This is a genomic window from Micrococcus porci, assembly GCF_020097155.1.
GTDB lineage: Bacteria > Actinomycetota > Actinomycetes > Actinomycetales > Micrococcaceae > Micrococcus > Micrococcus porci.
In genome coordinates this window covers 2,510,006-2,530,580 of the sequence record NZ_CP083691.1, presented here as the reverse complement: position 1 = coordinate 2,530,580, position 20,575 = coordinate 2,510,006, and the positions used below count along the sequence as shown (strand labels likewise).

Here is a 20,575-nt window from a genome sequence, read left to right as displayed (position 1 = left end):
GACTCCCCGGGGCCGACGTCGGCGGACCGCCACGGTCCGTCGCCGTCGGCCCCGTCCCGCGTCCGCCGTCCCCGAGACCAGGAAGGCCACCATGAAGCTCGAGCTGCGCGGCATCACCAAGCGCTTCGGCTCCTTCGCCGCCAACGAGGACGTGAACCTGACCGTGGAGTCGGGGCGCGTGCACACGCTGCTGGGCGAGAACGGCGCCGGCAAGTCCACCCTCATGAACGTCCTCTTCGGGCTCTACGAGCCCACCGAGGGCCAGATCCTGCTCGACGGCGAGCCCGTCGCCTTCTCCGGCCCGGGCGAGGCGATGCGCGCCGGCATCGGCATGGTCCACCAGCACTTCATGCTGGTGCCCGTGTTCACCGTGGCGGAGAACGTCGCCCTCGGCGACGAGCACACCCGTGGCGCCGGCGTCCTGGACCTCGAGGCCACCCGCCGGAAGATCCGCGAGATCTCCGACGCCTACGGCTTCGACGTGGACCCCGACGCCGTGGTCGAGGACCTCCCCGTGGGCGTGCAGCAGCGCGTGGAGATCATCAAGGCCCTGGTGCGCGACGCGCGGATCCTCATCCTCGACGAGCCGACCGCCGTCCTCACCCCGCAGGAGACGGACGAGCTGCTGGCGATCATCCGCCAGCTGCGCGCGGACGGCACGGCGATCGTCTTCATCTCCCACAAGCTGCGCGAGGTCAAGGCGATCTCCGACGACATCACCGTGCTGCGCCGCGGCCGCGTGGTGGGCACCGCCGACCCCTCGGCCTCCGCGGCCGAGCTGGCCTCGCTGATGGTGGGCCGCGACGTCGTCCTGAACCGCCGGAAGACCGCGCCGCAGCTCGGCGAGGAGACGTTCCGCGTGGAGCACCTGACCGTGGTCTCCCCGACCGGCCAGGTGCTCGTGGACGACGTCTCCTTCGGCATCCGCCAGGGCGAGGTCCTCGCCGTGGCCGGCGTGCAGGGCAACGGCCAGACCGAGCTCACCGAGGCCATCATGGGCCTGCAGGCCAAGGCCGCCGGCTCGATCCGCCTCGACGGGCGCGAGCTGCTCGGCCGCTCGACCCGCCAGATCATCCACGCCGGCGTCGGCTACGTCCCCGAGGACCGCTCCACCGATGGCCTCGTCGGCAGTTTCTCCGTGGCGGAGAACATGGTCCTGAACCGGTTCGACGTCGCCCCCGCCGGCTCCGCCGTGCAGCTGCGCCCCCGCGCCGTCCGGGAACTCGCCGAGCGCCGCGTGGAGGAGTTCGACGTCCGCACCCAGGGTGTGGACGTGCCCGTCTCCTCCCTCTCGGGCGGCAACCAGCAGAAGGTGGTGATGGCCCGCGAGCTCGTGGACGGGCTGCGCCTGTTCATCGCCTCGCAGCCGACGCGCGGCGTGGACGTGGGCTCGATCGAGTTCCTCCACGACCGGATCATCGCCGAGCGCGACGCCGGCACCCCCGTGCTGATCGTCTCCACCGAGCTGGACGAGGTCCGCGAGCTCGCCGACCGGATCGCCGTGATGTACCACGGCCGCATCGTGGACATCGTGCCCGGGGACGCCTCGCGCGAGCACCTGGGCCTGCTCATGGCGGGCCAGACCGCCGAGGACACCCACCAGGAAGGAGCCCGGGCATGAGCACCGCCGTGGCTTCGCGCCCCGCCGGGGCGCGCACGCAGGAGGACGGCTCCGCTCTACGGCGCCTGGCCTCCTCCAACGGGGCGGTCACCGTGCTGGCCGTCCTGCTCTCCCTCGTCATCTCGGCCGTGCTGATCGTCGTCACGGACGAGGACGTCCAGGACGCCGCGGGCTACCTGTTCGCCCGCCCGCAGGACGCGCTGACCGCGGCCTGGAAGGCGGTCTCCGGGGCGTACGCCGCGCTGTTCCGCGGCGCGGTCTTCAACTACGAGGCCGACACGTTCACGGACATGGTCCGCCCGCTGACGGAGACGCTGACGGTGGCCACCCCGCTGATCATCATCTCCCTCGGCGTGGCCGTGGCCTTCCGGGCCGGCCTGTTCAACATCGGCGGCCAGGGCCAGTTCATCTTCGGCGCCATGGTCGCCACCTGGACGGCCGTGCACCTTCCCCTGCCGTTCGGCCTGCACCTGCTCGTCGTCCTGCTGGCCGGCGTCGTGGGCGGCGTCCTCTGGGGCGCCGTGGTGGGCGTGCTCAAGGCCTGGACCGGCGCGCACGAGGTGATCCTCACGATCATGCTCAACTACGTGGCCGTCAACGTCCTGGCGTACCTGCTGAACACGCCGGTGCTGCGCCGGGCCGGCACCACCAACCCGGTCTCCGAGTTCCTCCCGGAGAGCGGCATGTTCCCGAAGCTGCTCGGCGACGGGTACCGCCTCCACTGGGGCTTCGTGCTCGCCCTGCTCGTCACGGCGTTCACCTGGTGGCTCATGTCCCGCTCGACGCTGGGATTCCGCCTGCGCGCGGTGGGCGCCAACCCGGCAGCCGCCCGCACCGCGGGCATGTCCGTCAAGGGCACCTACGTGGCCGCGATGGCCATCTCGGGCGGCCTGGCGGGCCTGGCCGGCATGACGCACGTCTCCGGCACGGAGAACGCGCTGAACACCTCGGTGGCCGGCTCCTACGGCTTCGACGCGATCACCGTGGCCCTCCTGGGCCGCTCCAACCCGGTGGGCGTGCTGTTCGCGGGCCTGCTCTTCGGCGCCCTGCGCGCCGGCGGGGTGACCATGCAGACAGAGACCGGTGTGCCGATCGACATCGTGCTCGTGGTCCAGTCGATGATCGTGCTGTTCATCGCGGCCCCGCCGCTCGTGCGCGGCCTGTTCCGCCTGCCCGCCCCGGGCGCGGCGCGGGCACGCCGCACCGCCGACGTCGTCACCCAGCCGGCCGTGGCCGGCGCCGCGGTCCCCGGCGCGGCCGGCCTGGCCTCCGTGCCGTCCGCCCAGACCCAGGACGCCGCCGCGACCGCCGTCGCGGCCGACCCCGCGGATCCCGTCGCCGGGACCGGCCCGCACCGTGAGAAGGGACAGGACCTGTGAGCACCGCAGCACCCGCGCGCGAGAGCGCGACCCCGTCCGAGCGGGCCGGCGCCGCGTCCTCCGGCGTGGTGGTCCGCCACTGGAGCACCCCCGTCCTGCTGAGCGTGTTCACGCTCGTCTCCCTAGTGGTCTTCGCGCTGGGCGCCTCGGACTCCACGGCGGTGTTCCGCATCTCCGAGGCCTCCGACGCGGTCCGGCTGCCGGACCTCTTGGCCGACCCGGCCGTGACCGGCTGGGCGCTCACCGCCGTCATGGCCGCGATCACTGCGGCGGCATGGGTCCTGACCCTGCGCGGGCGACGTCTGCCCGGCTGGGCCGCGGGCCTGTTCGCCCTGGCCTTCACGGCCGCGTTCCTGGTGTGGGTGGTGGGCGCCGCGACCAACAACGAGGTGTTCCTCACCGGCCTGATCGCCGGCTCCTTCACCCTGGCCGTGCCGCTGATCTTCGGCTCCATGGCCGGCATCCTGTCCGAGCGCTCCGGCGTGGTGAACATCGCGATCGAGGGCCAGCTCCTGGCCGGCGCGTTCATGGCGGCCGTCGTCGGCTCCCTCACCGGCTCCCCGTGGGCCGGCCTCGGTGCGGCGATCGTGGCCGGCGTGCTGGTGTCCTGGCTGCTGGCGGTGTTCTCCATCAGGTACCTGGTGAACCAGGTCATCGTCGGCGTCGTGCTGAACGTGCTGGTGGCCGGCCTGACGAACTTCCTGTTCTCCACCGTGCTCACCGCGGACTCGGACCTGAACGCGCCGCCGCGCTTCCCGGACCTGCGCATCCCCCTGCTCGCGGACATCCCGGTCATCGGGCCGATCCTCTTCGACCAGACGATCCTGGGCTACCTGATGTACGCGATCGTGGCCCTGCTGTGGTTCGGCCTGTTCCGCACCCGCTGGGGCCTGCGCGTGCGCGCCGTGGGCGAGCATCCGAAGGCCGCGGACACCGTGGGCATCGACGTGAACCGCACCCGCTACGTCAACGTGCTGCTCGGCGGCGCGGTGGCGGGCATGGGCGGCGCGTTCTTCACGCTGGTCTCCGCGTCCTCGTTCTCCAAGGAGATGACGGCGGGCCAGGGCTTCATCGCCCTCGCCGCGGTGATCTTCGGCCGGTGGAACCCGATCGGCGCGTTCTTCGCGGCGCTGCTGTTCGGCTTCGCGACCAACATGCAGTTCGTGTTCGCGATCCTGGGCACCCCGGTGCCCAGCCCGTTCATGGCCATGCTCCCGTACCTGGTGACGGTGTTCGCCGTGGCCGGCCTGGTGGGACGCTCCCGCGGCCCGGCCGCCGCGGGCGAGCCGTACGTGAAGGAGTGACCCCATGACCGGCACGACGACGCCGCCCGCCTGCGCCGCCCCCGTGGCCGAGGCCGACTGGGACCGGCTGCGCGCGGCCGCGGCCGACGCGATGGAGCGTGCGTACGCCCCCTACTCGGGGTTCCGGGTGGGGGCCGCGGCGCTCACCGAGGACGGCCGCCTGGTGAGCGGCTGCAACGTGGAGAACGCCGCCTACGGCGTGGCCCTGTGCGCCGAGTGCGCGCTCGTGGGGCAGCTGCACATGACGGGCGGGGGCCGGCTGCGGGCCTTCCTGTGCGTGGGCGGTGACGGCCGGCTCATCACCCCGTGCGGGCGCTGCCGGCAGCTGCTCTGGGAGTTCCGCGCGCCGGGGCTGGCCGTGCTCACGGCGGCCGGCGTCACCACCGTCGAGGCGCTCCTGCCCGAGGCGTTCGGCCCCGACGCCCTGGAGGCCTGAGCCTCCGGCGCCCCCGACCCGCGCCCCCGTCCACGAGCCGTCCGGGATCCTCCCGGGCGGCTCGCGGCGTCTCTGGCTAGGCTGGGGGCTCCGGCGGTGCGCGCCGCCGGAGCCGACGACGCCGGAAGGGGCCCCGCCGCCATGACCACCACCTCCATGCCCGCCCAGCCCGCCGCTCCCGAGGCCTTCGACGCCATCGAGGTCATCCGCCTCAAGCGGGACGGCCACCGGCTGGACCCCGAGCGCATCGACTGGGTGGTGGACGCGTACACGCGCGGCGTCGTCGCCCCCGAGCAGATGTCCGCCCTGGCCATGGCCATCCTCCTCAACGGCATGGACCGGGAGGAGATCGCCCGCTGGACGGCCGCGATGATCGCCTCGGGCGAGCGCATGGACTTCTCCGGCCTCTCCGCCCCCGACGGGCGCCGCCTGGCCACCGCGGACAAGCACTCCACCGGCGGCGTGGGGGACAAGATCACCCTGCCCCTGGCGCCCCTCGTGGCGTCCTACGGCGTGGCGGTGCCCCAGCTCTCCGGCCGGGGCCTCGGCCACACGGGCGGCACCCTGGACAAGCTGGAGTCCATCCCGGGCTGGCGCGCAGACCTCACGAACGACCAGATGATGCGCCAGCTCGGCGAGGTGGGCGCCGTGGTCTGCGCGGCCGGCGCGGGCCTGGCCCCGGCGGACAAGAAGCTCTACGCGCTCCGGGACGTCACGGGCACCGTGGAGGCCATCCCGCTGATCGCCTCCTCGATCATGTCCAAGAAGATCGCCGAGGGCACCGGCGCCCTCGTGCTGGACGTCAAGTGCGGATCCGGCGCGTTCATGAAGGACGAGGCCTCCGCCCGCGAGCTGGCCCGCACCATGGTGGACCTGGGCCGCGACGCCGGCGTGGACACCTCCGCGCTGCTCACCGACATGTCCGTGCCGCTGGGCCTCACCGCCGGCAACGCCCTCGAGGTCCGCGAGTCCGTGGAGGTGCTCGCCGGGGGCGGGCCCGCCGACGTCGTGGAGCTCACCGTGGAGCTGGCCCGTGCGATGCTCGCCGGCGCGGGCGTCACGGACGTGGACCCGGCGGAGAACCTGGCCAACGGCAAGGCCATGGACGTGTGGCACCGCATGATCCAGGCGCAGGGCGGCGACTCGCACGCCGAGCTGCCGGCGGCCCGCCACCAGGAGACCGTCACCGCGGACGCGGACGGCGTGCTCACCGAGCTGGACGCCATGGCCGTCGGGCTGGCCGCGTGGCGCCTGGGCGCCGGCCGCGAGCGCCAGGGCGAGCCCGTGCAGGCCGGCGCCGGCGTCGAGCTGCACGCGCGCCCCGGTGACGCCGTGCGGGCCGGGCAGCCGCTCATGACCCTGCACACGGACACACCGGAGCGGTTCGACCGCGCCCGCGCGGCCCTCGCCGGCGGCTGGGCCGTCACCGCCGCAGACGAGGCCGAGGCCGCCGCGCTGCGCTCCCGCTCGGTGATCCTGGACCGGATCGGCTGACCGCCGTGGTGCAGGCGCTGGAGCAGGCGATCCTGGCGGGGGCGTCCCACCCGTGGGCGCTGCCGCTGGCCGCGCTGCTGTGCCTGCTGGACGGGCTCGTGCCCGTCTTCCCGTCCGAGTCGGTCCTCGTGGCGCTGGCCTCGATCGTCGAGGACGGCCGGCCCTTCCCCCTCGCGGCGCTCTGGGCGGCCGGATTCGTCGGGGCGTTCCTCGGCGACGTCGCGGCGTACGGGGCGGGCCGCGGCGTCGGGGTGACCCGCTTCCGGTGGATGCGCCACGGGAGGGTGCGCCGGACCATCGTGATGGCGCGCCGGAACCTCGACTCCCACGGGGCGCTGCTGCTGTTCACCGCGCGGTTCATCCCCGGGGGCCGTGTGGCCGTGAACCTCGCGGCGGGGGCCATGCACTACTCGCCGTGGCGGTTCGTCGGGCTGGACCTGGTCTCCACGGCCCTGTGGTCCGTGTACTCGATCGCGATCGCGCGCCTGACCGTGGGGTGGCTGGACAGCACGGTGCTCCGCATGGCCGTCGCCGTCCTCGGCGCGGCCCTCGTGGGGCTCCTGCTGGACCGCGCCGTGAAGGCGCTGCTGCGCCGCCGCCTGGCGCGGGACGGGCACCGGCTGGGCGCGGACGAGCAGGCGGCCCTGCGGTAGAGTCCGGCCACGTGACGATCTCCTCGCAGACCCCGGCGGACGCCGCCCCCTCGCCCCTGACGATCGACCTCGGCGCCCTGCCGAAGGTCTCCCTCCACGACCACCTGGACGGCGGCCTGCGCGTGGCCACCGTGCTCGAGCTGGCCCGCGAGGCCGGCGTCGAGGTCCCCGCGGACACCGTGGACGGCCTGGCCGACTGGTTCGCCGAGCACGCCAACGGCGAGTCCCTGGAGAAGTACCTCGAGACGTTCGCCTTGACCACCTCCGTCATGCAGACGCACGAGCAGCTGCGCCGCGTGGCCCGCGAGTTCGTCGAGGACCTCGTCGCGGACGGCGTCGTCTACGGCGAGATCCGCTGGGCCCCCGAGCAGCACCTGGCCAGCGGGCTGACCCTGGACGAGGCCGTGGAGGCCGTCCAGGAGGGCCTCGACGAGGCCGTGGACGCCGCCGACGAGGCCGGCCACGTGATCCGCGTGGGCCAGCTCGTGACGGCCATGCGCCACGCGGACCGCGCCCAGGAGATCGCCGAGCTGGCCGTGCGCCACCGGGACCGCGGCGTCGTCGGCTTCGACATCGCGGGCGCCGAGATCGGCTTCCCGCCCTCCCGCTTCGCGGACACCTTCACCTGGCTGGCCCAGCAGCACCTGCCCGTCACCGTGCACGCCGGCGAGGCCGAGGGCCTGTCCTCCATCCAGGACGCGCTCGTCTCGGGCCGCGCCCTGCGCCTGGGCCACGGCGTGCGCATCGCGGACGACATCCAGGTGGAGTTCGGCGGCCTCGACGAGGACGGCGTCCCCGTGGACGCGGACACCGGCATCGTGGACCTGGGCGAGACCGCCGCGTGGGTGCGGGACCGCCAGATCGCCCTGGAGATCTGCCCCTCCTCGAACCTGCAGACCGGCGCCGTGGACGCCGCGGCGGGCATCGCCGGCCACCCGATCGACCTGCTGGTCCAGCTCGGGTTCCGCGTCACCGTGAACACGGACAACCGCCTGGTCTCGAACGTCTCCCTGACGGACGAGCTCTACCTGCTGGCCGAGACCTTCGGCTACTCCCTCTCCGAGCTCCTCGACCTGCAGCTCAACGCCGCCGAGGCGGCGTTCCTCGCGGTCGACGAGCGCGAGGACCTGGCCGAGATCCTCGTGTCCGGCTGGGGCGAGGTCATCTCCGGGGCCGGCGGCACCGTCGCCCTGGAGGAGCTCGAGGCGGACACCGACGACGAGGCGGACGCCTGATCCCCGCCCGCCGCACCGCGCCGGCCCCCCTCCGCCGCGGAGGGGGGCCGCGCCCGTGAGCGACGCCGTCGACCGCCTCGTGGCCACCACCGAGGCCCTGCGCACACACTGCCCGTGGACGCGCGCGCTCACGCATCGCTCGCTGACGCAGTACCTGGTGGAGGAGGCCTACGAGGCGCTCGCCGAGATCGAGGCCCGCACGGACGCCGAGTGGGCGGACGTGCCCGCCCGCCGCGCGGACGGCTCCTACCCGGCGCTCGCGGGCGAGATGGGGGACGTGCTCTTCCAGGTGGTGCTGCACGCGGCGGTGTCCCGGGCCCCGGACGCGCCCGCACCCGCCGCGGGCTTCCGGCTCGACGACGCCGCGGACGCCCTCACGGCCAAGCTCGTGCGCCGCAATCCGCTCGTGTTCACCCCGGACGGGGCGGTGCGCCCGCCCGCCGAGCTGGAGGGGATCACGCCCGAGGCCGTCGAGTTGGCCTGGGAGCGCGTCAAGCGCGCCGAGCGCGCCGCGGCGGAGGGCGGCGGGGCGCCCGACGGCCCCACGGGCGCCCCTCGGCCGGACGACGTCGGCCTCGGTGGGATCCCGGCGCACCTGCCGGCCCTGGCGGCGGCCTCCGCCGTCGTGGATCGGGCGGCCCGTCAGGACGTCGACCCGCTGGCCGGTCACGTCCCGCTGCCGGAGCGCACGGGAGAGGCATGGGAGGACGAGGCCGCGCTGGGGGCCGAGCTGTTCGAGACGGTGCGCCGGGCGCGGGCCGCGGGGCTCGACCCGGAGCGGGCGCTGCGCGGCGCCATCGCGTGCGTGCGAGCGGGCGACTGGGACGCGCTGCGCCGGTAGGCTGGCCGCGTGCCGCAACGCCGCGCGCACCCTGTCGACTCGTTTGAAGGAGACCCGTCCCATGGCCCAGATCGACGCCATCCACGCCCGCGAGATCCTGGACTCCCGCGGCAACCCCACCGTCGAGGTGGAGGTGCTGCTGACCGACGGCTCCCTGGGCCGCGCCGCCGTCCCGTCGGGCGCCTCCACGGGTGAGTTCGAGGCCGTCGAGCGCCGCGACGGCGACACGGAGCGCTACCTCGGCAAGGGCGTGCAGGACGCCGTGAACGCCGTGTTCGAGATCGCGGAGGAGCTCGAGGACGAACTCGCCACCGACCAGCGTGCCGTGGATCAGATGATGCTGGACATGGACGGCACGGAGAACAAGGGCAAGCTCGGCGCCAACGCGATCCTGGGCGTGTCCATGGCCGTGGCCGTCGCCGCCGCCGACTCCGCCGACCTGCCGCTCTACAAGTACCTGGGCGGCCCCAACGCCCACGTGCTGCCCGTGCCGATGATGAACATCCTCAACGGCGGCGCCCACGCGGACTCCAACGTGGACATCCAGGAGTTCATGATCGCCCCGATCGGCGCCCCGTCCTTCCGCGAGGCGCTGCGCATGGGCGCCGAGGTGTACCACTCCCTCAAGAAGGTGCTCCAGGAGAAGGGGCTGTCCACCGGCCTGGGCGACGAGGGCGGCTTCGCCCCGAACCTCGAGTCCAACCGCGCCGCCCTGGACCTGATCGCCGAGGCCGTGCAGAAGGCCGGCTACACCCTGGGCGAGGACGTCGCCCTGGCCCTGGACGTGGCCTCCTCCGAGTTCTGCGAGAACGGCTCCTACACCTTCGAGGGCCGCCAGCGCTCGGCCGAGGAGATGTCCGCCTACTACGCCGAGCTCGTGGACGCCTACCCGATCGTCTCCATCGAGGACCCGCTCGACGAGAACGACTGGGAGGGCTGGGAGCACCTCACCGAGCAGCTCGGCGACCGCGTGCAGCTCGTGGGCGACGACCTGTTCGTCACCAACGTGGCGCGCCTGCAGCGCGGCATCGACGAGAAGGCGGGCAACGCCCTGCTCGTGAAGGTGAACCAGATCGGCTCCCTGACCGAGACCTTCGACGCGATCGCCCTGGCCCAGCGCCACATGTTCCACTGCATGATCTCGCACCGCTCCGGCGAGACCGAGGACACCTTCATCGCGGACCTCGCCGTGGCCACCAACGCCGGCCAGATCAAGACCGGCGCCCCGGCCCGCTCGGACCGTGTGGCCAAGTACAACCAGCTCCTGCGCATCGAGGAGGACCTGGCCGACGCCGCCGTGTACGCCGGCCGCTCCGCGTTCCCGCGCTTCCAGGGCTGAGCCCGACGGCACCCCGCGCCGCCCCGACGGGCCCGTCCGGACACGTTCCGGGCGGGCCCGCCGCCGTCTCCGGCCGGCCAGGGTCCTGCCAGGGGAGGGCAGTAGGCTGTGGGGGTCCCGCCCACGTCCCGAAGGAGACCGGCATGAGCGCCCGCCGCCCCCGTGTGCCCCGTGTGGCCGTGCCGGACACCGCTCCCGAGAGGGCGACCCCCGCCGTCGTCGAGCCGGTCGTCGTCGAACCGGCCCCCGTGGCGCCGGCCGCACCGGAGGCGCCGGCGCCCCCGGCCCCCCCGGGCCCGCAGGTCATCGACCTGCAGGAGGCGGCGCAGCGTCGTCGGCACGAGGCCACCCGGCCCTCCCCACGGCCCGATGCCGAGCGCGCGGCCGCCCAGCGCGTCGCCCGTCTGCGGGAGGAGCGCCGCCGCGCCACCGTCCGGGAGCACGCCGCGGCCCGTCGTCGCGTGCCCCTGCCCGAGCCGGTGCCCGCGCGCCAGCTCACGGGCCGCTCCCTCGTGGTGCTGGCCGTGCTGATCATCGCCGCCGTGCTGGTGGCGCCCACGGCGCGCCTCATGCTCAACCAGCAGCTCGAGATCTCCGCGGCCCAGCAGGACATCGCCGAGCAGCAGCGCCGGAAGGCGGAGTACGAGGAGCAGATCCGGCGCTGGGACGACCCCGGCTACGTGGCCCAGCAGGCGCGCCAGCGCCTGGAGCTCGTCATGCCGGGGGAGACCCTCTACACCGTCACCGGCCTGCCCGACGAGTCCGGCGCCGTCCCGGCCGACTCCGTCCCCCAGGAGAAGGTCAACGACCGGCTCCCGTGGGTGGAGGGCCTGTGGGACTCCGCCGTCCGCGCCGCCACCGAATGACCACGCCCGCTTCCCGCCCCGCATCCCAGGAGGACGCCTTGACCGAGACCCCCGCGCCCCAGGACCCCCGCGCCGTCACCGAGCAGGACCTGGACACGCTCTCCCGGCAGCTGGGACGCCCGGTGCGCGACGTCGTGGAGGTCGGCGCCCGCTGCGTCTGCGGCAACCCGCTGGTGGCCACCACGGCGCCGCGCCTGTCCAACGGCATCCCGTTCCCGACGACGTTCTACCTGACGCATCCGGTGCTCACCGCCGCCGTCTCCCGCCTGGAGGCGGGCGGTCTCATGGCGGAGATGAACGACCGGCTGGCCGCGGACCCGGAGCTCGCCGCCGCGCACCGCGCCGCCCACGAGGCGTACCTGGCCGAGCGCGAGCGGATCCGCGTGGCGTCCGGCACGGGCGAGGTGCCGGAGATCGCGCACGTCTCCGCGGGTGGGCTGCCCGACCGCGTGAAGTGCCTCCACGCGCTCGTGGGCCACGCGCTCGCGGCCGGACCGGGGGTGGACCCGCTGGGTGACGAGGCGATCGCCGCCGTCGCCGAGTGGTGGACTCCCGGGGTGTGCGCGTGCGCGGGCGCCTGGGACGAGGCGGCTCCCGTGCCGACACGGGACCTGTCCCGCCACGTCAAGCACCTCGAGCGTGTCGAGCGCCTGGAGCGGGTGACGGTGGCCGGCGTTGACTGCGGCACGAACTCCATCCGCCTGCTCATCGCCCGCCCGGCCGGTGCGGAGGACGCCGCAGAGCCCGCCGGCCTGCCCGCGGGCGCGCCCCTGGAGGACGTCGTCCGCGAGATGCGCGTGGTGCGCCTGGGCGAGGGGGTGGACGCCACCGGCGCGTTCTCGGAGGCCGCGCTGGAGCGCACCTTCGCCGCGGTGGACGAGTACGCCCACCTGGTGAAGCGCCACCACGCGGGGCGGGTGCGGTTCGTCGCCACCTCCGCCAGCCGCGACGTCTCCAACCGGGAGGCGTTCGTGCAGGGCGTGTCGGAGCGCCTCGGTGTGGAGCCCGAGGTGATCTCGGGGGAGGAGGAGGCCCGGCTGTCCTTCGCCGGAGCGGTCTCCGCCGTGGACGTCTCCGCCCTGGACGACGACGCCCTCGTGCTCGTGGTGGACCTCGGCGGCGGGTCCACGGAGTTCGTCGTCGGCACCCCGGCCGGCGAGGTCGTGGACGCGGTGAGCATGGACATGGGCTGCGTGCGCTTCACCGAGCGCTTCGGACTGGCCGGGTCGGCCGCCGCGGACGGGGTGGCCGCCGCCCGTGCCGCCGTGGAGCAGGTGATGGACGACGTCGCCGCGCGCCTGCCGCTGGAGCGTGTGGGGGCCGCGGTGGGCGTGGCGGGCACGGTGACCACCGTGACGGCCGAGGCCCTCGGGCTGGCCGAGTACGACCCCGCCGCGATCCACGGCGCCGTGCTCCCGGTGGAGCGGCTGCGCGCCGCCGCGGAGGCCCTGCTGACGGCGGATCGGGAGGAGCGCGCCGCGCGCGGGTTCATGCATCCGGGCCGGGTGGACGTGATCGGAGCGGGCTCGCTGATCTGGTCCACGGTGCTCGCGCGGGTCGCCGCGGCGAGCGGCGTGACGGAGGCCGTGACCAGCGAGCACGACATCCTCGATGGGATCGCCCTGTCCCTGCGGGGTTGAGCGTCCCCCGGGCGTGGGAGCGGCCGCGGGGCCGGGATTAGGATGACCTCATGTCTATCACCCCTGATCTGTCCCCGAAGCCGCGCCTGCTCGTCGTCGGCGGCGGCTACGCCGGTTTCCACATCGCCCAGACCCTCCAGTCCAAGGTGAAGGACCGTGGCGGCGTCGTGACCGTCGTGGACCCCCGCCCGTACATGACCTACCAGCCCTTCCTGCCGGAGGTCGTGGGCGGCCACATCGAGGGGCGCCACGTGATCGTGGATCTTCAGACCCACCTCAAGGACACCGAGGTCGTCCGCGGCGCCGTGACCAAGGTCGAGCACGCCCGCAAGGTCGCCGTGGTCCGCGGCGAGGACGGGGCCGAGTTCGAGGTGCCCTACCAGGACATCGTGATGACCGCCGGTGCGAACACCCGCGTGTTCCCCATCCCGGGCCTGGCCGAGCAGGGCATCGGCCTCAAGACCGTGGAGGAGGCCGTGGCGCTGCGCAACCAGATCCTGGAGCGCCTGGACGCCGCCGCCCTCATGACCGACGCCGAGCAGCGCCGCGCCGCCTTGACCTTCGTGGTCGTCGGCGGCGGCTTCGCCGGCATCGAGGCCATCGCGGAGATGGAGAACCTCATCCGCACCGCGGTCTCCCGCAACGAGAATCTCTCCCAGACCGAGGTCCGCATCGTGCTCGTCGAGGCCATGGGCCGCATCATGCCCGAGGTGTCCGAGGACCAGGCGCAGGCCGTCGTGGCGCACCTCAAGGGCCGCGGCATCGAGGTGCTGCTGAACACCTCGCTGGGCGACGCCACCGGCGGCGTCATGAAGCTGGTCAACATGGCCGACAAGTCGGAGGCCGACTCCTTCCGTGCCGACACCCTCGTGTGGACTGCCGGTGTCGCCGCCAACGGTGTTGCCAAGCAGACCGACTTCCCGGTGGAGGACCGCGGGCGCATCGAGGTCACCCCCACCCTCCAGATCAAGGACGGCGAGGGCGTGCTCGAGGGCGCGTGGGCCTGCGGCGACGTCGCGGCCGTGCCGGACCTCACCGGCGCCGGCCCCGGTGGCTTCTGCGTCCCCAACGCCCAGCACGCCGGCCGGCAGGCCGCGCAGCTGGCCAAGAACTACATGGCCGTGCGGCACGGCGAGGGCGAGGTGCAGGAGTACGTGCACAAGTCCCTGGGCGCCGTCGCCGGCCTCGGCTTCCTCAAGGGCGTCGGCAACCCGATGGGCGTCAAGCTCTTCGGCGTGCCCGCCTTCCTGGCCCACCGCGGCTACCACGCCTACGCGATGCCGACCCTGGAGCGCCGCTTCCGGATCGTCTCCGGCTGGATCGCCGAGACCCTCTTCGGCCGCGACTCCACCTCCGTGGACGGCCAGGAGACCCCCTTCAACGCGTTCCGCGTGGCCGCCGGCGCCGAGCCGGTGCCCTCCACCCTGGAGAAGAAGCGCGCCGGCGAGCTCGCAGCGAAGTGACCCTCCCGCGCGTCTGACGCGCACACGGCCCCGCCCGGGATCCGGGCGGGGTCGTCGCGCCCCCGTGGCCCAACCGGCAGAGGCATCCGACTTAAAATCGGCGTGGTGCGGGTTCGAGTCCCGCCGGGGGCACCACGACGTCCGGCTCCGCAGGACGCCCAGGTCCAGCCCGGGAACTTCGCCCTGCGTGAACGCAACGCCCCCGTTCCGCCTGCGGCGGAGCGGGGGCGGTGCGGAATCGGGTCCCCTCGGTAGACTGAGGTGGAACCCCCGGAGCACGTGTGCAGCGCATTCACGCGGTGTGTTCGGGCCGTCCCGACCCGAAGGAGCGAGCCGTGGCCAACCCGGTGATGAACTCGAACAACTTCCAGCAGCAGATGCACGCGGGCCAGCAGCAGCCCGGCTGGTACCAGAACGCCGCCCCCCAGGCGCCCTCCGGCCAGCAGCAGAGCCCCTACGGCCAGTCTCAGGCGTACGGCGCCCAGCAGGCGGCGCAGCAGGCCGCCTTCCAGCAGAACATGGAGCAGGCCTTCCGCGCCCCGGCCGCCGGCGCCGCCGAGACCGGCCGGATGACCTACAACGACATCGTCGGCAAGACCGCCCTCATGCTCACCCTCGTGGTGATCGGCGGCGCGATCGGCTGGACCATGCCGGCGCTCATGCTCATCGGCGCGATCGTCGGCCTGGTCCTGGGCCTGGTGAACTCGTTCAAGCGCGAGCCCTCGCCCGTCCTGATCATGGGCTACGCCCTGGCCGAGGGCCTGTTCCTCGGCGGCATCTCCGCCTCCTTCGAGGCCGCCTACGGCGGCATCGTGCTGCAGGCCGTGCTCGGCACCGTGTCCGTGTTCGCCGTGATGCTGGCCCTCTACACCTCCGGGAAGTTCCGTCCCACCCCGCGCATGACCAAGATCGTGATGGCCGCCATGATCGGCTACATGCTGTTCATGCTGCTGAACCTGGTGCTGACCTTCACCGGCATCGCCAACCTGCGCCTCGGCGCCATGGGCCTCATCGTCGGCGCCGTGGCCGTGCTGCTGGCCGCCTACTCGCTGACCATGGACTTCGAGATGGGCGCCCAGGGCGTGAAGAACGGCGTCCCGCAGAAGTACTCCTGGACCGTCGCCTTCGGCCTGACCGTGACCCTGATCTGGCTGTATGTGGAGATCCTGCGCATCCTCTCGATCCTCCGCTCGGACGACTGATCCGGCCCCGTCCCGCCGACGACGCCCCCGTCCCCACCGGACGGGGGCGTCGTCCTCTGCCGCCTCCGGGACGCCCGTCCCGCGTAGATTGGTCCCAGCCGTCCGCCCGCCCTGCACCCGAGGAGCCCGCCATGACCGTCCCGCCCGCGCCCGACGCCGACGCCGTCTTCGGCGCGCCCCGGGCCTCCGGCGCCCAGTACCGGATCGCCCGCGGCGGGGCGGAGGCCGTCGTCGCGGCCCTCGCCGGGGCGCTGCGCACCTACCGCCTGGACGGGGTGGACCTCACCGAGCCGTACGGCCCGGACATGGTCCCCCCGGCCGGCAACGGCATCCAGATGAGCCCGTGGCCCAACCGCGTGGCCGGCGGGCGCTGGGAGCTGGACGGCGCGGCCCAGCAGCTGGACGTCACGGAGCCCTCCCGCGGTCACGCGAGCCACGGGCTGCTGCGCAACACCCACTTCACGGCCGAGTCCGTGGCCGAGGACGCCGTGACCCTGCGCGGGGAGATCCACCCGCAGCACGGCTGGCCCTTCCGCCTCACCCACCGCGTCGCCTACGCCCTGGACGACGCCGGCGCCCTCACCGTCACCATGTCGCTGGAGAACCACGCCGACGCCGAGGCGCCGGTGGCGTTCGGCGCCCACCCGTTCCTGCGGATCGGGGACGTCCCCAGCGCGGAACTGACCCTCCAGGTGCCGGCCCGGGAGTGGATCCGCACGGGCGAGGACTTGATCCCCGTGGAGACCCTGCCCGTGGACGGCGGCCCGCAGGACTTCCGCTCCGGCCGCCCGGTGGGCGCGCAGGGGCTCGATGTGGGGCTGACCGGCCTGGAGGCCGACGCAGACGGGCTGCACCGTGCCCGGCTCCTGGCTCCGGACGGACGCTCCGTGACCCTGTGGTCCGATCCCGCGTTCACGGTCACCCACGTGTTCGTCACGGACCGGCTGCCGGGCCGGGACGTCGCCGTCGCCGTCGAGCCTCTCACCGCTCCCGCCGACGCCCTGAACTCCGGGACCGGCCTCCACCGCCTGGCGCCCGGCGCCACCCTGACCGCCCGTTGGGGCCTCGTCCCCGACCTCGCCCCCGCCGCGCCCGCGGCCGCACCCAAGGAGGACGCCGCATGAGCTCCACGCTCTCGACCGACGCCAAGCTCGAGAAGGACATCCCCTACGGGCTGACCGTGGCGGCCGGCTGGTCGTGGCGGGTGATCGCCGTCGCGGCCATGCTCTGGGTCGTCTGGCACTTCGCCGGGTTCGCCAGCCTCGTGATCATCCCCGTGCTGGTGGCCGCCCTGCTGGCGGTCCTGCTGGCCCCGATCTACCGGGCGCTGCGCCGGGCGCGCATCCCCGGGGTGCTCGCCGCGGTGCTGTCCATCGTGCTCCTGCTCGCCGCCGTCGTGCTCCTGGCCTGGGTGGCCGGGCTGGAGCTCGTCCAGGGCTTCTCCGACCTCTCCGACCAGCTGGGCGCGTCCGTGGAGCACCTGGTGACCTGGGTGCAGGGCATGGGCGTGCCCGTGAGCTTCGACGCCGCCGCGCTGGACAACGTCTGGAGCACGGTGAAGGACAACTCCGGGGTGCTCGTCGACGGCGCCCTGGCGTTCGGGTCCACCGCCGCGAACGTGCTCACCGGCCTGTTCATCGCCCTGTTCACCCTGATCTTCTTCCTCTTCGACGGCGAGCGGATCTGGCGCTTCCTGCTGGCGTTCGTGCCGCACACCAGCCGCAGCCGGGTGGACGTCGCCGGGCGCACCGGCTGGAACGCCCTCGGCTCGTTCGTGCGCGTGCAGATCGTGGTCGCGTTCATCGACGCCGTGGGCATCGGCCTCGGCGCGTGGCTCCTGGGCGTGCCGCTGGCCCTGCCGGTCGCGGTGATCGTCTTCCTCTTCTCCTTCGTGCCCACCATCGGCGCGATCGCCTCGGGCGCGCTCGCGTGCGTCCTGGCCCTCACCGCCAACGGGCTCGTCAACGCCCTGCTGATGCTCGGCGTCGTGATCCTGGTGCAGCAGATCGAGTCCAACCTGCTGCAGCCGCTGATCATGGGCCGGGCGGTGTCCCTGCACCCGCTGGCCGTGTTCCTCGGCGTCGCCGCGGGCGGCGTCGCCCTGGGCCTCGTCGGCGCCGTGTTCGCCGTCCCGCTGCTGGCCTTCGCCAACGCGTTCGTCCAGGCCCTGCGCGCCAAGGGCCCCGGGGAGGAGATCCTCCCGGGGGAGAAGGTCTTCCGCCCCTCGGACGAGGTGATCGCCGCGGCCCGTCGCGACGCCAAGCTGGATCCGAAGCTCGACCCGACCTCCTTCGACGACGACTCAGGCCCGGACGGGGATGTGGAGGACGGACGCACCGGCTCCACCCGCACGGAGCTCAAGCCGTGACCGCGGGCGGCGCCGCCCCCGCCCCGTGGTTGCGCCCGGCCGACGCGCAGGAGCCCACCGGCGACCGGCTGCCCGTGCGCCTGGAGGACGTGGAGGCCGCCCGCGGCGTCCTCGAGGACGTCGCCGAGCACACCCCGGTGATGCTCTCCCGCGCCCTCACGGACCAGCTCGGCACGCCCGTCCACCTCAAGTGCGAGAACCTCCAGCGCGCCGGCTCCTTCAAGGTGCGCGGCGCCTACGTCCGCATGGCCCGGCTCAGCGCGGAGGAGCGGGCGGCCGGCGTCGTCGCGGCCTCGGCGGGCAACCACGCCCAGGGCGTCGCCCTCGCGGCGGCCAAACTGGGGATCCACGCGCGGATCGTCATGCCCCGCGGGGTGGCCCTGCCCAAGCTGCAGGCAACCCAGGACCACGGCGCCGAGGTCCAGCTGTACGGGTCCACCGTGGACGAGGCGCTCGCCGAGGCGCAGCGCTACGCCGCGGCGACCGGCGCCGTCTTCATCCCGCCGTTCGACGACCCGGCGATCGTCGCCGGGCAGGGCACCGTGGGCCTCGAGATCATGGACGACCTGCCCCGGGTGGACACCGTCCTCGTGGGGATCGGCGGCGGAGGGCTGATCGCGGGCCTGGCCATCGCGGTGAAGGAGCGGGCCCGGCGGGAGGGCCGGACGGTCCGTGTGGTGGGCGTGCAGGCCGCCACGGCCGCCGCGTACCCGGTGTCCCTGCGGGAGGGCCGGGTGCAGGTGCTGGAGTCCGTCTCCACCATCGCCGACGGCATCGCCGTGGGCCGTCCCGGCGCCTTGCCGTTCGACATCGTCTCCGGCCTGGTGGACGCCGTCGTCACCGTCACGGACGACGAGATCGCCGGCGCGATGGTCCACCTCGTGGAGCGCTCCAAGCTCGTGGTGGAGCCGGCCGGGGCCGTCGGCGTGGCCGCCCTGCTGTCCGGGCGCGCGCGGGACCTGGGCTTCGACCTGGGGACCACCGCCGTGGTGCTCTCCGGCGGGAACATCGACCCGATGCTCATGCTCAAGTCCATCCAGTCCGGCCTGTCGGCGGCGGGGCGGTACATGACCGTGCGGATCCCGTTGCGGGACCGCCCCGGCGAGCTGGCGACCATCTCCCGCGTGATCGCGGAGACGGAGGCGAACGTCGTGCGGGTGGACCACACGCGGGTGGGCCCGGAGCTGTCCATGGGCTCCGTGCACATCACCCTGGACATGGAGACCAAGGGCTGGGACCACTGCGAGGCGGTGCTCACCGCGCTGCGCGAGTCCGGGTACAGCCCGCTGCGCCTCACCTGAGCCGGCGCCGGACACCGCACGGGCCCCGGGCGTCTGCCCGGGGCCCGTCATCCGTGCGGGGGTGTCCGCGCGGCCGGCCGTGCTCAGCCGGCCGCGGCGGCCGCGGCGGCCGCGGTGGAGACGGTGCGGCCCACGGCCTGCACCAGCAGGTCGTCGTGGGTCAGCCGCTCGAGCCGGCGGGACTGCTCGCGGCGGGACTCGCCCTCGGCGCCGGCTTCAGGCAGGACGCGGCGCAGGACGTTGAGCTGGTGCAGGACGCCGAGCAGCAGGCGGTCCTCGTCGGAGGGGGAGTCGCCGTCGAGCGCGGAGGTGAGGCCGGCCACCAGCGCGGGCCGGCCGGGGCCGACGGGCGTGTGGCGGGTGTTCAGGAGCGCCTTGTGCTCCACGAGCTCCCCGGTCTCCACGAGGTGCGCGACGACGGGCTTGCGGGCCTTCGGACGGCCCTTGCCCACCACGGCGGCGACCTTCTTGCCGCGCAGGCCGTCCAGCTCCGGCAGCAGCGCATCCAGGACCGGGTGGTCCGTGCTCCCGGCACCGGTGACGAGCACGCGCGCACGGGAGACGGGGGCATCCTCGAGGGAGACGATCCCGGCATCCCGCAGGTCCGCCAGGACCGCGGCGGCCAGGGCGACGCCGTGGTGCGAGGGGGACAGCGAGCGGCCGTCCTCCCGGGTCAGGAGCAGGTGCAGCTTCTCGGAGGTGAGCATGGCGTCAGCGTAGTGGACGCAACGACGGCCGCGCCCCGGCCGGGGCGCGGCCGTCGTGGCGGCCTGCGGCGGGTGGCGCCGCGGGCGGGTCAGGCCTGGTAGGGCTTGACGTCGGTGATCTCCACGGCGATGTCCTTGCCGTTGGGGGCGGTGTAGGTGACCTTGTCGCCCTGCTTGGCGCCGTTGATGGCCTCGCCCATGGGGGAGCGCTCCGAGTAGACCTCGAGGTCCTCGCCGTCGGCCGCGATCTCGCGGTTGCCGAACAGGAAGGTCATCTCGTCGCCGGCGACGACGGCGGTCACCACGGTGCCCGGGGTGACGACGCCGTCGGCGGCCTGGGTCTCGCCCACGCGGGCGGTCTCCAGCAGGTGCTTCAGCTCGGCGATGCGGCCCTCGTTCTTGGACTGCTCCTCGCGGGCGGCGTGGTAGCCGCCGTTCTCCTTGAGGTCGCCCTCCTCGCGGGCGGCCTCGATGCGCTCGATGATCTCCTGACGGCCGGGGCCGGAGATGTGGGCGAGCTCCTTGCTGAGGCGGTCGAAGGCCTCCTGCGTGAGCCAGGGGGCGTCGGACGGGGTGGTGGCCATGGTGCCGTTCCTCTCGGTGTCGTGGCGGCCGCGGGCCGCTCGGGAATGCGAAGCGCCCCGCCGTGGGTGCGCACGTCCTCTCGCGGGGGCGTGCCCTGCCCGGTGCGGCGGGGCGGAAGATCGGGTCCATCGTACCCGGCGG

General features: G+C 73.9%; 18 protein-coding genes and 1 tRNA gene. 17 read left to right on the top strand and 2 right to left on the bottom strand.

Annotated features, from left to right (window positions below):
* Window positions 1-91: 91 nt before the first annotated feature.
* From KW076_RS11960 to ilvA, 17 genes are all read left to right on the top strand, one after another.
* The gene (locus tag KW076_RS11960; RefSeq protein WP_224355519.1) at window positions 92-1,621 is read left to right on the top strand and encodes an ABC transporter ATP-binding protein; all 1,530 of its coding nucleotides are present in this window, start codon (window positions 92-94) and stop codon (window positions 1,619-1,621) included.
* Complete coding sequence (locus tag KW076_RS11955; protein ID WP_224355518.1) at window positions 1,618-3,000, top strand: ABC transporter permease; 1,383 nt, start codon at window positions 1,618-1,620, stop codon at window positions 2,998-3,000. Before KW076_RS11960 ends, KW076_RS11955 begins: the two co-directional genes overlap by 4 nt.
* Entirely contained in the window at window positions 2,997-4,304 is a 1,308-nt protein-coding gene (locus tag KW076_RS11950; protein ID WP_434084339.1) for an ABC transporter permease, read from the top strand. Before KW076_RS11955 ends, KW076_RS11950 begins: the two co-directional genes overlap by 4 nt.
* A gap of 4 nt (window positions 4,305-4,308) precedes the next feature.
* A complete protein-coding gene (locus tag KW076_RS11945) occupies window positions 4,309-4,740 on the top strand; it encodes a cytidine deaminase (RefSeq protein ID WP_224355517.1) in 432 nt (143 codons plus the stop codon).
* 156 nt (window positions 4,741-4,896) lie between these two features.
* Window positions 4,897-6,234: a thymidine phosphorylase gene (locus KW076_RS11940; protein WP_224356854.1), complete on the top strand. Its 1,338-nt coding sequence runs from the start codon at window positions 4,897-4,899 to the stop codon at window positions 6,232-6,234.
* 5 nt (window positions 6,235-6,239) lie between these two features.
* Entirely contained in the window at window positions 6,240-6,887 is a 648-nt protein-coding gene (locus tag KW076_RS11935) for a DedA family protein (RefSeq protein WP_224355516.1), read from the top strand.
* A 17-nt stretch (window positions 6,888-6,904) separates the two neighbouring features.
* Complete coding sequence (locus KW076_RS11930) at window positions 6,905-8,122, top strand: adenosine deaminase (RefSeq protein ID WP_224356853.1); 1,218 nt, start codon at window positions 6,905-6,907, stop codon at window positions 8,120-8,122.
* 55 nt (window positions 8,123-8,177) lie between these two features.
* Window positions 8,178-8,963 (top strand): MazG nucleotide pyrophosphohydrolase domain-containing protein, encoded by a 786-nt coding sequence (locus KW076_RS11925; RefSeq protein WP_224355515.1) that lies wholly within the window; start codon window positions 8,178-8,180, stop codon window positions 8,961-8,963.
* 61 nt (window positions 8,964-9,024) lie between these two features.
* Window positions 9,025-10,302, top strand: a complete 1,278-nt coding sequence (gene eno / locus KW076_RS11920; protein WP_224355514.1) for a phosphopyruvate hydratase — start codon at window positions 9,025-9,027, stop codon at window positions 10,300-10,302.
* 143 nt (window positions 10,303-10,445) lie between these two features.
* Window positions 10,446-11,168: an FtsB family cell division protein gene (locus KW076_RS11915; RefSeq protein WP_224355513.1), complete on the top strand. Its 723-nt coding sequence runs from the start codon at window positions 10,446-10,448 to the stop codon at window positions 11,166-11,168.
* 38 nt (window positions 11,169-11,206) lie between these two features.
* Window positions 11,207-12,808 (top strand): DUF501 domain-containing protein, encoded by a 1,602-nt coding sequence (locus KW076_RS12555; protein WP_255612602.1) that lies wholly within the window; start codon window positions 11,207-11,209, stop codon window positions 12,806-12,808.
* Between the two features lie 50 nt (window positions 12,809-12,858).
* Complete coding sequence (locus tag KW076_RS11900; RefSeq protein ID WP_224355512.1) at window positions 12,859-14,271, top strand: NAD(P)/FAD-dependent oxidoreductase; 1,413 nt, start codon at window positions 12,859-12,861, stop codon at window positions 14,269-14,271.
* A 58-nt stretch (window positions 14,272-14,329) separates the two neighbouring features.
* Window positions 14,330-14,406: transfer RNA gene (locus tag KW076_RS11895), tRNA-Leu, on the top strand.
* Window positions 14,407-14,606: 200 nt separating this feature from the next.
* Window positions 14,607-15,473: a Bax inhibitor-1/YccA family protein gene (locus KW076_RS11890; RefSeq protein WP_224355511.1), complete on the top strand. Its 867-nt coding sequence runs from the start codon at window positions 14,607-14,609 to the stop codon at window positions 15,471-15,473.
* Between the two features lie 131 nt (window positions 15,474-15,604).
* A complete protein-coding gene (locus tag KW076_RS11885) occupies window positions 15,605-16,597 on the top strand; it encodes an aldose 1-epimerase family protein (RefSeq protein ID WP_224355510.1) in 993 nt (330 codons plus the stop codon).
* A complete protein-coding gene (locus KW076_RS11880) occupies window positions 16,594-17,841 on the top strand; it encodes an AI-2E family transporter (RefSeq protein WP_224355509.1) in 1,248 nt (415 codons plus the stop codon). The genes KW076_RS11885 and KW076_RS11880 overlap by 4 nt, the downstream gene beginning before the upstream one ends.
* 29 nt (window positions 17,842-17,870) lie before the next feature.
* Window positions 17,871-19,142, top strand: coding sequence for a threonine ammonia-lyase (gene ilvA, locus KW076_RS11875; protein ID WP_224356851.1), 1,272 nt, complete (start codon window positions 17,871-17,873; stop codon window positions 19,140-19,142).
* Between the two features lie 83 nt (window positions 19,143-19,225).
* Here ilvA and KW076_RS11870 read toward each other — a convergent pair whose 3' ends face one another.
* Window positions 19,226-19,849, bottom strand: coding sequence for a GPP34 family phosphoprotein (locus KW076_RS11870; protein WP_224355508.1), 624 nt, complete (start codon window positions 19,847-19,849; stop codon window positions 19,226-19,228).
* Between the two features lie 89 nt (window positions 19,850-19,938).
* Window positions 19,939-20,433, bottom strand: a complete 495-nt coding sequence (gene greA / locus KW076_RS11865) for a transcription elongation factor GreA (protein ID WP_224355507.1) — start codon at window positions 20,431-20,433, stop codon at window positions 19,939-19,941.
* Window positions 20,434-20,575 lie beyond the last annotated feature (142 nt).

Bases quoted from the DNA above. Each gene is read 5' to 3' on its own strand.
- KW076_RS11885 (WP_224355510.1), top strand. From the start codon at position 15,605: ATGACCGTCCCGCCCGCGCCCGACGCCGACGCCGTCTTCGGCGCGCCC.
- KW076_RS11880 (WP_224355509.1), top strand. From the start codon at position 16,594: ATGAGCTCCACGCTCTCGACCGACGCCAAGCTCGAGAAGGACATCCCC.
- KW076_RS11960 (WP_224355519.1), top strand. From the start codon at position 92: ATGAAGCTCGAGCTGCGCGGCATCACCAAGCGCTTCGGCTCCTTCGCC.
- greA (WP_224355507.1), bottom strand. From the start codon at position 20,433: ATGGCCACCACCCCGTCCGACGCCCCCTGGCTCACGCAGGAGGCCTTC.
- KW076_RS11955 (WP_224355518.1), top strand. From the start codon at position 1,618: ATGAGCACCGCCGTGGCTTCGCGCCCCGCCGGGGCGCGCACGCAGGAG.
- KW076_RS11870 (WP_224355508.1), bottom strand. From the start codon at position 19,849: ATGCTCACCTCCGAGAAGCTGCACCTGCTCCTGACCCGGGAGGACGGC.
- KW076_RS11900 (WP_224355512.1), top strand. From the start codon at position 12,859: ATGTCTATCACCCCTGATCTGTCCCCGAAGCCGCGCCTGCTCGTCGTC.
- eno (WP_224355514.1), top strand. From the start codon at position 9,025: ATGGCCCAGATCGACGCCATCCACGCCCGCGAGATCCTGGACTCCCGC.
- KW076_RS11940 (WP_224356854.1), top strand. From the start codon at position 4,897: ATGCCCGCCCAGCCCGCCGCTCCCGAGGCCTTCGACGCCATCGAGGTC.
- KW076_RS11915 (WP_224355513.1), top strand. From the start codon at position 10,446: ATGAGCGCCCGCCGCCCCCGTGTGCCCCGTGTGGCCGTGCCGGACACC.
- KW076_RS11945 (WP_224355517.1), top strand. From the start codon at position 4,309: ATGACCGGCACGACGACGCCGCCCGCCTGCGCCGCCCCCGTGGCCGAG.